The organism is Bacillus sp. es.034, assembly GCF_002563655.1.
In the GTDB taxonomy this organism is placed as follows: Bacteria; Bacillota; Bacilli; order Bacillales; family Bacillaceae_B; genus Rossellomorea.
The window spans coordinates 4,003,370-4,017,500 of record NZ_PDIY01000001.1 but is presented as its reverse complement, the minus strand read 5'-3'; the positions used below and the strand labels follow the sequence as shown (position 1 = coordinate 4,017,500).

General features: G+C 46.1%; 9 protein-coding genes, 16 tRNA genes and 2 rRNA genes (1 of these 27 only partly in view). All 27 read left to right on the top strand.

The window, feature by feature from the left end; genetic code table 11:
* Window positions 1-1,135 (top strand): 23S ribosomal RNA (locus ATG71_RS20505); it begins 1,802 nt to the left of the window's first position.
* A 171-nt stretch (window positions 1,136-1,306) separates the two neighbouring features.
* Window positions 1,307-1,423 (top strand): 5S ribosomal RNA (gene rrf / locus ATG71_RS20500).
* Window positions 1,424-1,430: 7 nt separating this feature from the next.
* Window positions 1,431-1,505: transfer RNA gene (locus ATG71_RS20495), tRNA-Asn, on the top strand.
* Window positions 1,506-1,511: 6 nt separating this feature from the next.
* Window positions 1,512-1,603, top strand: a tRNA-Ser gene (locus ATG71_RS20490).
* Between the two features lie 15 nt (window positions 1,604-1,618).
* A tRNA-Glu gene (locus ATG71_RS20485) sits at window positions 1,619-1,693 on the top strand.
* 39 nt (window positions 1,694-1,732) lie between these two features.
* A tRNA-Val gene (locus ATG71_RS20480) sits at window positions 1,733-1,808 on the top strand.
* Window positions 1,809-1,883: 75 nt separating this feature from the next.
* A tRNA-Met gene (locus ATG71_RS20475) sits at window positions 1,884-1,957 on the top strand.
* 119 nt (window positions 1,958-2,076) lie between these two features.
* Window positions 2,077-2,153 (top strand) — tRNA-Asp (locus ATG71_RS20470).
* Window positions 2,154-2,446: 293 nt separating this feature from the next.
* A tRNA-Phe gene (locus ATG71_RS20465) sits at window positions 2,447-2,522 on the top strand.
* Window positions 2,523-2,536: 14 nt separating this feature from the next.
* Window positions 2,537-2,612: transfer RNA gene (locus tag ATG71_RS20460), tRNA-Thr, on the top strand.
* Window positions 2,613-2,628: 16 nt separating this feature from the next.
* Window positions 2,629-2,712: transfer RNA gene (locus ATG71_RS20455), tRNA-Tyr, on the top strand.
* Window positions 2,713-2,827: 115 nt separating this feature from the next.
* A tRNA-Trp gene (locus ATG71_RS20450) sits at window positions 2,828-2,901 on the top strand.
* Window positions 2,902-2,919: 18 nt separating this feature from the next.
* Window positions 2,920-2,995 (top strand) — tRNA-His (locus tag ATG71_RS20445).
* 39 nt (window positions 2,996-3,034) lie between these two features.
* Window positions 3,035-3,106, top strand: a tRNA-Gln gene (locus ATG71_RS20440).
* Window positions 3,107-3,110: 4 nt separating this feature from the next.
* Window positions 3,111-3,185: transfer RNA gene (locus ATG71_RS20435), tRNA-Gly, on the top strand.
* A gap of 7 nt (window positions 3,186-3,192) precedes the next feature.
* Window positions 3,193-3,266 (top strand) — tRNA-Cys (locus ATG71_RS20430).
* An 8-nt stretch (window positions 3,267-3,274) separates the two neighbouring features.
* Window positions 3,275-3,358: transfer RNA gene (locus ATG71_RS20425), tRNA-Leu, on the top strand.
* Window positions 3,359-3,362: 4 nt separating this feature from the next.
* Window positions 3,363-3,436 (top strand) — tRNA-Gly (locus ATG71_RS20420).
* A gap of 277 nt (window positions 3,437-3,713) precedes the next feature.
* Window positions 3,714-4,610: a carbohydrate ABC transporter permease gene (locus ATG71_RS20415; RefSeq protein WP_179886663.1), complete on the top strand. Its 897-nt coding sequence runs from the start codon at window positions 3,714-3,716 to the stop codon at window positions 4,608-4,610.
* Window positions 4,610-5,437, top strand: coding sequence for a carbohydrate ABC transporter permease (locus ATG71_RS20410; RefSeq protein WP_098441242.1), 828 nt, complete (start codon window positions 4,610-4,612; stop codon window positions 5,435-5,437). Before ATG71_RS20415 ends, ATG71_RS20410 begins: the two co-directional genes overlap by 1 nt.
* An 82-nt stretch (window positions 5,438-5,519) precedes the next feature.
* On the top strand, window positions 5,520-6,797 hold the full coding sequence (locus ATG71_RS20405; RefSeq protein WP_098441241.1) for an ABC transporter substrate-binding protein: 1,278 nt from the start codon (window positions 5,520-5,522) through the stop codon (window positions 6,795-6,797).
* A gap of 142 nt (window positions 6,798-6,939) precedes the next feature.
* Entirely contained in the window at window positions 6,940-8,751 is a 1,812-nt protein-coding gene (locus ATG71_RS20400; RefSeq protein WP_098441240.1) for a sensor histidine kinase, read from the top strand.
* The gene (locus ATG71_RS20395; RefSeq protein WP_098441239.1) at window positions 8,732-10,300 is read left to right on the top strand and encodes a response regulator; all 1,569 of its coding nucleotides are present in this window, start codon (window positions 8,732-8,734) and stop codon (window positions 10,298-10,300) included. The genes ATG71_RS20400 and ATG71_RS20395 overlap by 20 nt, the downstream gene beginning before the upstream one ends.
* A gap of 15 nt (window positions 10,301-10,315) precedes the next feature.
* Window positions 10,316-11,041: a ThuA domain-containing protein gene (locus ATG71_RS20390; RefSeq protein WP_098441238.1), complete on the top strand. Its 726-nt coding sequence runs from the start codon at window positions 10,316-10,318 to the stop codon at window positions 11,039-11,041.
* A 19-nt stretch (window positions 11,042-11,060) separates the two neighbouring features.
* Window positions 11,061-12,086, top strand: coding sequence for a Gfo/Idh/MocA family protein (locus tag ATG71_RS20385; protein ID WP_098441237.1), 1,026 nt, complete (start codon window positions 11,061-11,063; stop codon window positions 12,084-12,086).
* Between the two features lie 15 nt (window positions 12,087-12,101).
* On the top strand, window positions 12,102-13,142 hold the full coding sequence (locus tag ATG71_RS20380; RefSeq protein WP_098441236.1) for a Gfo/Idh/MocA family protein: 1,041 nt from the start codon (window positions 12,102-12,104) through the stop codon (window positions 13,140-13,142).
* Between the two features lie 12 nt (window positions 13,143-13,154).
* Entirely contained in the window at window positions 13,155-14,123 is a 969-nt protein-coding gene (locus ATG71_RS20375; protein ID WP_098441235.1) for a sugar phosphate isomerase/epimerase family protein, read from the top strand.
* Window positions 14,124-14,131 lie beyond the last annotated feature (8 nt).

The window sequence follows — 14,131 nt, the reverse complement described above, 5'->3', positions numbered from 1 at the left end:
CCCAGGCGACTGTTTAGCAAAAACACAGGTCTCTGCGAAGCCGTAAGGCGAAGTATAGGGGCTGACGCCTGCCCGGTGCTGGAAGGTTAAGAGGAGTGCTTAGCGCAAGCGAAGGTGCGAATCGAAGCCCCAGTAAACGGCGGCCGTAACTATAACGGTCCTAAGGTAGCGAAATTCCTTGTCGGGTAAGTTCCGACCCGCACGAAAGGCGTAACGATCTGGGCACTGTCTCAACGAGAGACTCGGTGAAATTATAGTACCTGTGAAGATGCAGGTTACCCGCGACAGGACGGAAAGACCCCGTGGAGCTTTACTGTAGCCTGATATTGAATTTTGGTACAGCTTGTACAGGATAGGTAGGAGCCTTGGAAACCGGAGCGCCAGCTTCGGTGGAGGCATCGGTGGGATACTACCCTGGCTGTATTGAAATTCTAACCCGCGCCCCTTATCGGGGTGGGAGACAGTGTCAGGTGGGCAGTTTGACTGGGGCGGTCGCCTCCTAAAGAGTAACGGAGGCGCCCAAAGGTTCCCTCAGAATGGTTGGAAATCATTCGCAGAGTGTAAAGGCACAAGGGAGCTTGACTGCGAGACCTACAAGTCGAGCAGGGACGAAAGTCGGGCTTAGTGATCCGGTGGTTCCGCATGGAAGGGCCATCGCTCAACGGATAAAAGCTACCCCGGGGATAACAGGCTTATCTCCCCCAAGAGTCCACATCGACGGGGAGGTTTGGCACCTCGATGTCGGCTCATCGCATCCTGGGGCTGTAGTCGGTCCCAAGGGTTGGGCTGTTCGCCCATTAAAGCGGTACGCGAGCTGGGTTCAGAACGTCGTGAGACAGTTCGGTCCCTATCCGTCGTGGGCGCAGGAAATTTGAGAGGAGCTGTCCTTAGTACGAGAGGACCGGGATGGACGCACCGCTGGTGTACCAGTTGTCTTGCCAAAGGCATCGCTGGGTAGCTATGTGCGGAAGGGATAAGTGCTGAAAGCATCTAAGCATGAAGCCCCCCTCGAGATGAGATTTCCCATCACGTAAGTGAGTAAGATCCCTAGAAGATGACTAGGTAGATAGGTCAGAGATGGAAGCATGGCGACATGTGGAGTTGACTGATACTAATCGATCGAGGACTTAACCACAAAGAGTCATTATTTTAATGAACAACAATTGGTCGATATTCGGCTTTCTTGACATCAATTCTTTATCTAGTTTTGAAGGAATAAATTTTATATGAAAATATAAAAAATCCTTGAAAAAAATTATCTACACGATATAATAGTACTTGTCCTTAAAAAAGAGACAATACATAGTCTGGTGACAATGGCGAAGAGGTCACACCCGTTCCCATGCCGAACACGGAAGTTAAGCTCTTCAGCGCCGATGGTAGTTGGGGGATCTCCCCCTGTGAGAGTAGGACGTCGCCAGGCATATCGTTCCGCAGTAGCTCAGTGGTAGAGCTATCGGCTGTTAACCGATCGGTCGCAAGTTCGAATCTTGCCTGCGGAGCCAATATATGGAGAGCTGTCCGAGTGGCCGAAGGAGCACGATTGGAAATCGTGTAGACGGTTAACGCTGTCTCAAGGGTTCAAATCCCTTGCTCTCCGCCATTATATTTTTACTAAGGCCCATTGGTCAAGCGGTTAAGACACCGCCCTTTCACGGCGGTAACACGGGTTCGAATCCCGTATGGGTCACCAAAGTTTTTTACAAAAGTTAAATAACTTACCATGTAATTTGGAGGATTAGCTCAGCTGGGAGAGCATCTGCCTTACAAGCAGAGGGTCGGCGGTTCGATCCCGTCATCCTCCACCATGATTTTTTACGAAGCGTAAGCGGAGTAAAATAATCTTCCTTAATTATTATGTGTAACATAACATTTCGTATCGTCGCGGGGTGGAGCAGTTCGGTAGCTCGTCGGGCTCATAACCCGAAGGTCGCAGGTTCAAATCCTGTCCCCGCAATACCATTTTTGCTTGTTATTAGTAAGAGATTAACTTTAATCTTTTATGAGTGACGCAAGGATAGTTATTTTCGCTAGCGCGAAGGTAATGAAAGTTATTTTGCTTACGCAAAAAACTCTGGTCCGGTAGTTCAGTTGGTTAGAATGCCTGCCTGTCACGCAGGAGGTCGCGGGTTCGAGTCCCGTCCGGACCGCCATTGTTTTTTGAAAAGGAAAAGGGTTTCGATAAGCGAGAAGGTCGAGGAAGCGATCGAAGGAACACCGGAGCGTATTTAACATACGTGAGGATGTGACTGAGTGAGCTGACGAAGAGATTCGAAGCTTAGCGGAAGCCGAAAACTATTTGGCTCAGTAGCTCAGTTGGTAGAGCACGATGAATAAGCTTCATCGAGTAAACATCAGCGTACAGCTCGAGCAACTCCTTGATTCAGCTTCCTGAGAGCTGGACGATGGACTACTACATTCTAATTGTAGGATGCATACTAAATTTGGCTCAGTAGCTCAGTTGGTAGAGCAATGGACTGAAAATCCATGTGTCGGCGGTTCGATTCCGTCCTGAGCCACCATTTATTTACTTGATGCCGGTGTAGCTCAACTGGTAGAGCAACTGACTTGTAATCAGTAGGTTGGGGGTTCAAGTCCTCTTGCCGGCACCAGTCAAGTGATTTAGCTGGAGGGGTAGCGAAGTGGCTAAACGCGGCGGACTGTAAATCCGCTCCTTCGGGTTCGGCAGTTCGAATCTGCCCCCCTCCACCAAGATTTTTTACGAAGCGACAGCGGAGTAAAATAATCTTCCTTAAACCACGCGCAGCGAAGCGGAGCATTATAATCTAAGTACCATTGTGGTTTTTGAAATACTAATATATATCATAGGGGTATAGTTTAAAGGTAGAACGAAGGTCTCCAAAACCTTTGGTGTGGGTTCGATTCCTACTACCCCTGCCAATTTTCTTTATTAACATGGCGATTGTGGCGAAGTGGTTAACGCACCTGATTGTGGTTCAGGCATTCGTGGGTTCGATTCCCATCAGTCGCCCCATAAAAGTCACATTTTTATTTCCGTGACATATACTATCAGTGGGCTATAGCCAAGCGGTAAGGCATCGCACTTTGACTGCGACATGCGTTGGTTCGAATCCAGCTAGCCCAGTAGTGCGGAAGTAGTTCAGTGGTAGAACACCACCTTGCCAAGGTGGGGGTCGCGGGTTCGAATCCCGTCTTCCGCTCCAATAATATGGCGGCATAGCCAAGTGGTAAGGCATGGGTCTGCAAAACCCTGATCACCGGTTCAAATCCGGTTGCCGCCTCCATATGTAATGCCGGTGTGGCGGAATTGGCAGACGCGCACGACTCAAAATCGTGTTCCTCTGGAGTGCCGGTTCGATCCCGGCCACCGGTACCACATCGCGGGTGTAGTTTAGTGGTAAAACCTCAGCCTTCCAAGCTGATGATGAGGGTTCGATTCCCTTCACCCGCTCCAACTTACATACGACAGACTTTCTCTTTATGAGGAAGTCTTTTTTATTGTTTAAAATTTGCTTAACTAACCTCTACCCAAAAGTCACAACCTTTTCATTTACCCACGACCCACCATAACAAAACCCATCTAGTCAAAATTTTGCACCTTCTTCGTCAATTGAGTTCCCCTTTTTAAGAAAGCGCTACCATTATAATGAAAGAAAGCGATTACAAGTTTAGGGGTGGTGATACGGGTGGAACCAAAGATTCAGACTGGACCAGTAAGCCCAGATGTACAAATGAAGGCAGTGACGAAGAAGAAGTTTAAGTATAAGAGCTTGCTGACGTACGCTGCCTTTGTAGGACCGGCAATTTTATTTTTCTTAGTGATTCAGATTCTTCCTTTCTTGATGGGTGTGTATTATTCCTTCACCTCATGGAATGGTGTCAGTTCGGTTGTTGAGTGGGTTGGGTTTGATAACTACAAAAAGATCTTCACGGATGATAAGACGTTTTTCAATTCATTCATGTTCACGACGAAGTTTATGTTTGCGGCAGTGATCATCAGTAACTTGATAGGATTCGGATTTGCTCTGTTGTTGAATGCCGCATTGAAGACTCGCAATATCCTGAGGACGGTATTCTTTATCCCCAACGTCATTGGTGGATTGTTACTCGGGTTCATATGGCAGTTCATTTTTGTAAAAGGATTTGCATCACTCGGCAATATGACGGATATCGGATTCTTTAAAATGCCTTGGCTTGGTGATGAGAAAACAGCCTTCTGGGGTATTGTCATCGTATTTGCTTGGCAGATCTCCGGATACATGATGGTCATTTACGTGGCCGCGTTGCAAGGGGTGGACAATTCCCTTCTTGAAGCAGCGAAAATAGATGGGGCATCGAATTGGACGCTTCTGACTAAAATCATCATTCCATTGATCCTACCTGCTTTCACAATTTGTTTCTTCTTGACGATTTCCATGGCATTTAAAATATTCGATTTGAACATATCGCTAACAGGCGGTGGGCCATTTAACTCCACACAATCTGTAGCGATCAATATTTATCAGGAAGCATTCCAGAATAACCGTTATGGACTTGGTACAGCGAAATCGATCCTGTTCTTCGTGGTAGTGGCTGTGTTTACGACGGTTCAAGTGATGGTGACGAAGAAGAAGGAGGTTGAGGCATAATGGGCAATCGCTATACGAAGAGAACATTTGTATTAGAGATCATCGGGATTGTCATCGGGCTCATTTTCCTTATCCCATTCTACTTTGTACTAGTTAACTCGGTGAAACCATTTGCTGCGATTTTGATTGATGCTGCAGCGTGGCCGAAGGAATTCATGTTTTCTAACTATGCAAAAGTATGGGAGGTCATTAATTTCCCACGTGCTTTCTGGAATTCCCTCATCATCACGGTTTTCAGTAATCTCGGTTTGGTGATCATCAGTTCCATGGCAGCATGGAAGATGGTTCGCACACCAGGGAAGTTCAGTAAGATCCTATTTGTCATATTTGTATCCGCCATGGTGATTCCATTCCAGACGGTCATGATTCCCTTGATGAAGGTTGGGGGGACGTTGGGGCTGACAAATAGCATTCCTGGTCTCATTATCATGTACTTTGGATTCGGAGTGCCACTGTCCCTCTTTTTATATCACGGATTTGTAAAAACCGTCCCGATTGAAATCGAGGAATCAGCGATGATAGACGGCTGCAGTCAGTTTGGCGTGTTTTGGAGAATCGTCTTCCCATTACTGAAGCCGATCACGGTTACTGTGATCATTTTGAACACATTGTGGATTTGGAATGACTATCTTCTTCCCCTTCTTGTTTTACAGGATGCGGAGCTGCGTACGATTCCACTTGCGGCAAGCTCGTTCTTTGCGCAGTATACGAAGCAATGGGATATGGGCCTTGCAGCATTGGTGCTTGGTATAACACCAGTCATCATTTTCTTCTTATTTTTACAGAAGCATATCATCAAAGGGATTGCATCAGGTTCGATCAAGTAGATATAAAATTTCTGTCGAGATGGTCTATCATTGATACAGAAATTTATATAAAATATTTTATATCAGGGAGGTCAATCCATTTATGAAACGTATTTTATTACTTTGTATGTCTTTGGTTTTAGTATTTGGAATTATTGCAGGATGTTCTTCTAAAGACAAAACAAGCAGCTCAGGCGGGGATTCCGGTTCAGGTGATGATGTTGTGACACTGAATTTCTTCCAGTTCAAGGTTGAAATTGCCGATCAGCTTCAGGAAATGATCAAAGAATTCGAAGCTGAGCATCCGAATATTAAGATCAAGCTTGAAACCGTTGGTGGAGGTGCCGATTACGGTGCTGCCCTTAAAGCGAAATTTGCTTCAGGTGAAGAGCCGGATATTTTCAACAATGGTGGATTCAAAGAATTAGAACTTTGGAAAGAGAAGCTTGCGGATCTTTCTGGTGAGCCTTGGGTTGAGCATGTCCTTCCGATCGGGAAAGTTCCGATGACGGATGAGGACGGCAAGCTTTATGGTATGCCTGTTAACTTGGAAGGGTATGGTTTTGTTTACAACAAAGATTTATTTGAAAAAGCAGGCATCACTGAGCCTCCTAAAACGATTGATGAGTTGAAAGATGCAGCGAAGAAGCTCCAAGCGAAGAAAATCACTCCGTTCTCAGCTGGTTACGGCGAGTGGTGGGTAATCGGTCAGCATTTACTGAACATTCCATTTGCACAGCAGGAAGATCCAGATAAATTCATTGCGGGACTTTATGATGGATCTGAGAAGATTGTAGGAAACGAGAAGTTCAAACAGTTCAAAGAGGTACTGGACACTGAGCTTAAATATGCCAATGATAATCCATTAACGACGGATTATAATACGCAGGTAACGTTGTTTGCTTCTGGTGAAACAGCGATGCTTCAACAAGGGAACTGGACAGAGAACATGATCACTGAGATCAATCCTGATATCAACATGGGCTTCCTTCCGATTCCAATCAGTAATGACGAGAATGCAGATCGCCTTCCTGTCGGTGTGCCGAATAACTGGGTATTGAATAAGAACTCTAAGCACCTTGAAGAAGCGAAAACATTCTTGGAGTGGATGGTTTCTTCTGAAACAGGTAAGCGTTATATCACAGAAGAATTTGCGTTCATCCCTGCATTTGATAATATCGAGCCGAATGGTCTTGGTGACCTGGGTCAATCCATCCTTGACTACTCTAAGGATGAGAAGACGATTCCTTGGACTTGGTTCAAATGGCCGGATGGAGCGAACAAAGAATTCGCTGCGACCATCCAGGAGTATGCAGCCGGAAAAATTGATTATGATACTGTACTTGAGCGATTCCAACAAACATGGGATAACTTGAAGTAAACAGAGTTATGGAAAGCATGTCTATTAAAGGCATGCTTTCTATTTAATAAGTTTAGTAGGAATATTTCGAAAAAACACTTCCAAGAGCGGGGAATAACACTTTATACTAGTGTATAAGTGAGACCTGGGAGGTCCGTCCCTCATGTTAAAGACAAGCATTCGGAATAAGTTGATTGCGCTGTTGATGATTACGACGATCGTGCCGTTTGGCAGTTCGATCATTATTACATATTTGTATACGAAGGATTCGATTGAGGAGCAGGTGGTGAAGGAGAGCAGTAACCTCCTTTATCAGGGTAAGGTGAACCTGGAGAGCTATATCAATGAGCTAAACGGGTTATCGCTGTCCCTCTATAATAATCCCGATTTCATTAATTTCATGAGGTCACCGGGTAAGGAGAATAATTACCTGACGATCGGCATCGTGAAGAATATTGTGCAAACGATTCTCTACACAGGGGATACAATCAACGGGGTTCGAATATCCTTCGCTGACGGTGACCGGGTCATTTCGGCAACGAAGCGTTCGACCGTCGTGTTCTCCAATAGAATAAAAGATTCACAGTGGGAATACTTCAGGAAGGCTGAGCGAAGCCCATATAACATGTACATTGAACCGACCTATAGTCAGGAAGAAGAGAATATTAACCGATCGAAGGAAATCATCACAATCCATCGGGCATTCCGCAATGTTCCGGGTGATGAGGTACTGGCGTATATATCTCTGGATATCTCACCGGATAAAATCATCGATTTGAGCAGGAACCTCTATAATCCTGAATCTGAGGAATTCTACCTCCTATCTTCAGAAGGGGAAATGATCTACAGCTCAGATCGCGACGTATCGGATGATGGAAACAATCAGAAGTGGATCAAGAGGATCATGGAGTCAAAGGATGTCTCTGGGACTCTTGAGTGGAAGGAAGATACGTTCAACGGGGTGATGATGTACGATCAGCTTCCAGCTTCCGCCGGCGGATGGTTTTTGGTGAAGAGGGTATCGTATGCGAACCTTTATGAAAGCGCCTTTAGTGTGGCGAAAATCAATATTTTGTTCGGGGTCCTTGGATTGACCCTCGTGGTGCTGGCGACATTGTTTGTTTCCTTTAAAATTACTTCTCCAATCCGGATACTGCTTTCAAATATCCAGGAGGTGGAAAAAGGGAATATGAAGGTACAGGCCGAATCATTCGGCTTTGATGAAATCGGGATCCTTGGAAATCGGTTTCAGCAGATGATCGAGCGGATCAATCATTTGATCAACAGGGAATATAAGCTGGAGCTTGAAAACAAAACGAATCAATTAAAGGTTCTACAGTCGCAGATCAACCCCCATTTTCTCTACAATGCGCTCCAGTCCATCGGTACGATTGCCCTTAAGAATAAGGTTCCGCAAATATACTCCCTGATCACCCATTTATCTAAAATCATGAGGTATGGGATGAATATGGAGGAGGATGTGGTTCCGTTAAGCAAGGAAATCAACTATACGAACGCTTATCTCCTTTTACAAAAGGAGCGGTTCGGCGAAAACCTGGAGTACAGTATCGAAGTGGACGAAGAGGTGAAGAAGGTCCGGGTTCCCAAAATGATCCTGCAGCCCCTCATTGAAAACTACTTCAAGCACGGGTTCGACATCCGTGATGGAGTGGGGAGGATTGACCTGACATGTTTTCAGGATGGGACAGAACTCGTGATGATCGTACGGGACAATGGAGCAGGGGTGACAGAAAACAGGCTAAGGGAAATAGAAGAGCACTTCAAAGCAGATGCATGGAATAAAACCGGTGAAGAAACCAATATCGGGCTGAAGAATGTTTATGTAAGATTGAAGCTTTACTATGACCATAAGGCCACTCTGCTGCTTCAGAATCTTGAAGATGGAGGCTTTATGGTCACCATGAGGCTGCCATTACGAATGGAGGGTGAGGCAAATGAAAGCAATCATCATTGACGATGAAAAGCATGTTCGTGAAGGGTTACTTTTGTTGGCGGAATGGGATAAGCATGGCATTCACACCATCCTGGAGGCGGAAGATGGAGACGAAGCCATCGAATTGATCAAAGAGCACAGGCCCGAGATCATCTTCACGGATATGCGGATGCCGAAGAGGGACGGCATCAGCCTGTTAAAGTGGCTTCATGCCTCCGATCTGACAAGCAAGACCATTGTCGTGAGCGGGTATGATGACTTCGAATATATGAGAAACGCAATCCATTATAAGAGCTTCGATTACATTCTGAAACCGATTGAACCGGATGTTCTGAATGATACGCTGGATAAAGCGGTGAAGGAATGGGATGAGCAGGCACGCTCAAGAAAATCTCAAGTAGAGGAAAGCCGGGTCATGAATGAGGTGAAGCCCCTTTACTGGGATCGATTCTTCTCAAACCTCTGTTCGAAAGAGGGCATTGCAAAAGAGATGGCAGAAAAAGTTGAAAAAGAGTTCGGTGTGTCCATCGAAAAGCTGCATAAGACTGTGGCACTCCTGCCGATCAAGCCAATCGTAATGAAGTCCTTTCAAGGAGACCGGGATCTTGCCTTTTTTACCATCATCAATATTTGCAATGAGCTTTTGCGAAAGCAGAACGATGGGGTTTGTTTCCGGAATAGCAACAAAGAAGAAGAACTTGTTATTCTCTTCTGGAATCATAAGCATGTAACGTATTTATTAGAGGAAATCCACTCATTGATCTATCAATATGGAAGGGTTTCCCCTGTCATGGCTCTTGGCAGGAAGTCGAGAAAGGTGAAGGAAGCTTATGAATCCGCTCTTGAAGTGTACTCCAGGCACCCGCTGCTTGCCCAAAAGAAGTTTGTCACCCACCTGGATGTGAAGGAAGGGTCCCATCTCCATTTATTGGATCACTCCAATGAATTGAAGTGGGCGATTCGGTCGGGAAGCAGGGAACAGGTTCAGTCCCAGCTGGAAGGGATCTTTTCCAAATTAGAAAACAGTCATATTCTTTCCCTGGACCAGATTCAGGTGTGGGAGGATCAGTTTGAGATCCTGCGGAATAATTGGTTGAAAGAATACGAGATCAGGAGTCAAGAAGCTTTTTACCGGGGCAGGGATTATTGGAGGGAGGGCGGCTCCTTTTCCTTCAGGAAATTTAAAGAGGAAAAGACCAAGGAGTTTATCGAACTTATTCAGACGCTGACACTGGCTAAATATCAAAAGGAAAAAAACAATATGCAGTATATTGAGGAATATCTTCAGCAGCATTACCAGGAGGATATCAATCTTCAAGACATTGCCGACAGGTTCTACTTAAGCAGGGAATACATTTCCCGGAAGTTTAAGCAGGATTATGGAGCGACCATCACAGATTATGTCACGAATATACGGATGGAAAAGGCAAAGAAGCTCCTTGAGAACCCTTACTTGAAGATTTACGAAGTGGCCTATGGTGTAGGGTATGGAAATGAAAAATATTTCAGTAAAGTATTCAAAAAACATGCAGGCCTCACACCAAATGAATACCGGCATGCAAAAACTTAACTTGGAGGTTTTACAATGATAAACGTAACCGTATGGAATGAAAATCGTCATGAACAGAAGAATCCGAAAGTGAGGGAAGTGTATCCTGAAGGAATTCATGGTGCCATTGCCTCTTTCCTCGGAGAAGCGTCCTATAATGTGAAAACCGCTACGTTGGATGAAGGTGATCACGGTTTGACGACAGAAGTGTTGGACGGGACGGATGTATTGGTCTGGTGGGGCCATATTGCCCATGAGGAAGTGAAGGACGAAGTGGTCGAACGTGTGAAACAGCGGGTCCTCGACGGAATGGGCTTGATTGTCCTTCATTCGGGCCATTTCTCTAAAATTTTCAAAACCTTGATGGGGACATCCTGCGACCTTAAGTGGCGTGAAGCGGATGAGAAGGAACGCATCTGGATCGTCGACCCGAGCCATCCGATCACAGCCGGTTTAGGGGAATATTTCGAACTTGAAAAAGAAGAAATGTATGGAGAGCACTTTGACATCCCGGCTCCTGATCAGCTTGTGATGGTCAGCTGGTTCGAGGGTGGAGAAGTGTTCAGAAGCGGGTGTACGTATCAGCGTGGGAACGGAAAAGTATTTTACTTCCGTCCGGGACATGAAACCTATCCAACTTATTACAATGAAAATGTCCAAAAGGTCATCGTCAATGCTGTGAAATGGGCAGCACCGGTGGATCATCCAAGACCTGTATATGGGAATGCAAAACCGCTCGAAGAAATCAAAGGATCAAACTGATAATAGAGGAGGAAAATTCATGAATACATTAAAAATCGGGGTCATCGGATGTGGAAGCATCGCCCAGCACCGTCACCTTCCTGAATATGCAAATAATACAAACGTTGAAGTAGTCGCAGTGTGTGACATCGTCGAAGAACGGGCTTGGAAAATCGCCGATGCAGTCGGAGCTAAAGCCTATACCAATTATAAAGAACTGCTGGCAAACGCTGATGTGGAAGCAGTGAGCGTATGTACACCGAACTACCTGCATGCACCGATTTCCATCGATGCCCTGAACGCAGGAAAGCATGTACTATGTGAAAAGCCGATGGCGACTTCAAGTGAAGAAGCAGAAAGCATGATCGATGCCTCCGTTAAAAGCGGTAAAAAGCTGATGATCGCTCACAACCAGCGTTTTGTCCCTTCGCATCAAAAGGCGAAGCAGCTCATCGAAAACGGGGAAGTGGGCAAAATCTACAGCTTCCGTTCTGCATTCGGCCACGGCGGTCCTGAAGGCTGGAGTGCTGACGGTAAAGACAGCTGGTTCTTCAAAAAGGATGAAGCGTTCATCGGTGCCATGGGTGACCTTGGTGTTCACAAAACGGATCTTCTCCGTTACATCTTAGGGGAAGAATTTGCCGAAGTCGGCGCCTTTGTGGAAACTAGCGCAAAGGAAAATGCCGATGTGGATGATACGGCAGTATGCGTATTGAAAACAGAAAGCGGTACAATCGGTACCCTTGCAGCAAGCTGGTCCTATGTATCCAAAGAAGACAACTCCACCATCATATATGGAGAGAAGGCGATTCTCCGTTTAGAAGATGATCCGGTAAACTCCCTTGTCGTGCAATATGTAACGGGGGAAGTAGTGAAGTATGAACTTGGCGGCATTCAAACGAATGACGAGGGAGGACAATCAAATTCCCGCGTGATCGATCAATTTGTACACAGCATCCTTCATGATGCAGAGCCTCCCGTACCGGGTGAAGAAGGAAAGAAATCACTTGAGGTTGTTTTGGCAGCTCTTGAATCAAGTGAATCCAAACGAATTGTAAAGCTATAAAGGGGAATGCGAGCGATGACCAAACTTCGGATGGGAGTGATCGGCGTCGGAGGGATCGCCCAGACGCGTCACATCCCTACTTTTATTAAACTATCAGATTCAGTATCTATTGAAGCAATCAGTGATATCAATCCCGTCACGGCTCAAACCGTGGCAGAAACCTTTAACATCCCGCACGTGTTCAGTGATTATCGGGATATGTTCGGGCATGTGGATGCCGTAACGGTCTGTACTCCGAATAAATTTCATGCGGAAATCACGATTGCCGCCCTCGAAGCGGGTCTTCACGTGTTTTGCGAGAAACCGATGGCCATGACTCCTGAGGAATGTGAAAGAATGATCGATGCCGCTGAAGAATCAGGAAAGGTTCTGGCCATCGCCTATCATTATCGTTTCATGAAGGACTCACGTGCGGCGAAGCGGGTGATCATGGAAGATGAAATCGGAGAACCGATGGTCGCAAGGGCAAGAGCAATCCGTCGCCGCAAAGTACCGGGCTGGGGAGTATTTACCAATAAGGAGCTTCAAGGCGGCGGCAGCCTGATCGATTACGGATGTCACTTCCTCGATTTATCCCTGTGGCTTCTCGGGAATCCGGCACCTGTCGAAGTGACGGGGACGACCTATAACAAACTTAGTAGAATGCCTGATCAAGTGAATCAATGGGGAGATTTCGATAAAGAGAGCTTCGAAGTCGATGACCACGTGACCGCTTATATCAGATTCGATAACGGTGCATCCATGCTTTTTGAAACGTCGTGGTCCGCAAACGTGAAGAGCGATGAAGAAAGCATGAGCATCTCAGGGGAGACGGGAGGAATCGATCTATTCCCGTTCCAGATGAATCAGATGAAGCACGGCTTGCTTCTGAATAGTGATGCGGATTGGGTTCCCGGTGAAGATGATCCGAGCCTTCCACAAGCCCGGAACTTTATCAACAGCTGTCTCGGGTTAGAAGAATTGGTTGTGAAGCCAAAGGAAGCTATGCAGGTGTCCCAAATCATAGATGCCATTTATAAAAGCAGTGAAACCGGAAAGAGCATCACAGTGAAATAGGAGGAAGTATAAATGAAACTAGGCGTATTTACCGTATTATTTTCACAGAAAAATCTTGATGAAATGCTTGATTATGTAAAAGAAGCCGGACTTCACACAGTGGAAATCGGGACGGGAGGATATCCCGGAAATGCCCATTGTGACCTGGATGCCCTTTTAGAAAGCGAAGAAAAGAGAAACGAGTACTTAGAGAAAGTGACGTCAAGGGGCCTTGAAATCAGTGCCTTCAGTTGTCACGGAAATCCAATCTCACCTGATGCTGCCTTTGCGGAAGAATCCCATGTGGCGCTTCAGAAAACGATCAAGCTTGCCGGGTTGATGAACGTACCTGTCGTGAACTGCTTCTCCGGAACAGCAGGGGACCATGAAGGAGCCAAGCATCCGAACTGGCCAGTTTCACCTTGGCCGAATGAATACGGGGATATCCTGAAATGGCAGTGGGAAGAAAAGTTGATTCCGTATTGGAAAGAAATCGGGAAGCTTGCAGAGGATCATCATGTAAAAATCGGCCTCGAGCTTCACGGAGGTTTCCTTGTACATACTCCGTATACGTTATTGAAGCTTCGTGAAGAAACCTGCCATGCGATCGGAGCCAACCTGGACCCAAGCCATCTCTGGTGGCAGGGAATCGATCCGGTTGCAGCGATCAAGATCCTTGGTAAAGAAAATGCGATCCACCACTTCCATGCAAAGGATACATACATTGACCAGGACAACGTCAATATGTACGGTCTGACCGATATGCAGCCATACGGCAGCATCCAAACAAGGGCGTGGTCCTTCCGTTCAGTGGGGTGTGGACACAGCTTGCAGGAATGGTCGGATATGATGAGTGCCCTGCGCACATTCGGGTATGATTATGTCGTAAGCATCGAGCATGAAGATCCGATCATGTCGATTGAAGAAGGATTCGGCCGTGCCGTCAAGAATCTGAAATCGATCTTGATTGAGGAGCAGCCGTCGGATATGTGGTGGGTGTAGGTTTTTTT

What these genes read in the sequence shown, in the direction of transcription:
- ATG71_RS20415 (WP_179886663.1), top strand. Translation starts at nt 3,714, where the DNA reads ATGAAGGCAGTGACGAAGAAGAAGTTTAAGTATAAGAGCTTGCTGACG.
- ATG71_RS20410 (WP_098441242.1), top strand. Translation starts at nt 4,610, where the DNA reads ATGGGCAATCGCTATACGAAGAGAACATTTGTATTAGAGATCATCGGG.
- ATG71_RS20405 (WP_098441241.1), top strand. Translation starts at nt 5,520, where the DNA reads ATGAAACGTATTTTATTACTTTGTATGTCTTTGGTTTTAGTATTTGGA.
- ATG71_RS20400 (WP_098441240.1), top strand. Translation starts at nt 6,940, where the DNA reads ATGTTAAAGACAAGCATTCGGAATAAGTTGATTGCGCTGTTGATGATT.
- ATG71_RS20395 (WP_098441239.1), top strand. Translation starts at nt 8,732, where the DNA reads ATGAAAGCAATCATCATTGACGATGAAAAGCATGTTCGTGAAGGGTTA.
- ATG71_RS20390 (WP_098441238.1), top strand. Translation starts at nt 10,316, where the DNA reads ATGATAAACGTAACCGTATGGAATGAAAATCGTCATGAACAGAAGAAT.
- ATG71_RS20385 (WP_098441237.1), top strand. Translation starts at nt 11,061, where the DNA reads ATGAATACATTAAAAATCGGGGTCATCGGATGTGGAAGCATCGCCCAG.
- ATG71_RS20380 (WP_098441236.1), top strand. Translation starts at nt 12,102, where the DNA reads ATGACCAAACTTCGGATGGGAGTGATCGGCGTCGGAGGGATCGCCCAG.
- ATG71_RS20375 (WP_098441235.1), top strand. Translation starts at nt 13,155, where the DNA reads ATGAAACTAGGCGTATTTACCGTATTATTTTCACAGAAAAATCTTGAT.